Genomic DNA, 759 nt, shown 5'->3' on the forward strand with positions numbered 1-759 from the left:
CGGCCCCGGCGACGCCCGCCACCGGCAGCGCGCCGGCCGCGGCACCGGCGATCGCCTCGCTGGCCAAGCTCAACGGCCAGGCGCCGGCGCGCCGCGCCCTGGACATCCAGCGCTGGAACACCGCCGAGGGCGCCCGCGTGCTCTTCGTCGAGGCCCGCGAACTGCCGATGTTCGACCTGCGCCTGACCTTCGCCGCCGGCAGCAGCCAGGACGGCGAGCATCCCGGCCTGGCCATGCTGACCAACGCCATGCTCAACGAGGGCATCGAGGGCCAGGACACCACCGCCATCGCCGCCGGCTTCGAGGGCCTCGGCGCCGAGTTCGGCAACGGCGCCTACCGCGACATGGCGGTGGCCTCGCTGCGCAGCCTGTCCGCCGCCGAGCAGCGCGAGCCGGCGCTGGCGCTGTTCGCCCGGGTGGTCGGCGCGCCGACCTTCCCGGAAGGCGCCCTGGCGCGGCTGAAGAACCAGATCCTCGCCGGCCTCGAGCAGCAGAAGCAGAACCCCGGCAAGCTGGCCAGCATCGCCCTGTTCCAGCAGCTGTACGGTGCACACCCCTACGCCCGGCCGAGCGACGGCACCCTGGAGAGCATTCCCGCCCTCGACCGCGCGCAGCTGGCCGCCTTCCACGCCCGCGCCTACGCCGCCGGCAACGCGGTGATCGCCCTGGTCGGCGACCTCTCCCGCGCCGAGGCCGAAGCCATCGCCGCCCGGCTGTCCGCCGCCCTGCCCAAGGGGCCGGCGCTGCCGCCGCCGCCCG

General features: G+C 75.9%; 1 protein-coding gene. It reads left to right on the forward strand.

The window, feature by feature from the left end:
* On the forward strand, positions 1-759 hold a 759-nt coding region (locus E5198_RS21315; protein WP_136491877.1), incomplete at both ends, for a pitrilysin family protein.

The sequence above is a fragment of the Pseudomonas sp. A-1 genome (assembly GCF_004801855.1).
Taxonomy (GTDB): Bacteria; Pseudomonadota; Gammaproteobacteria; order Pseudomonadales; family Pseudomonadaceae; genus Geopseudomonas.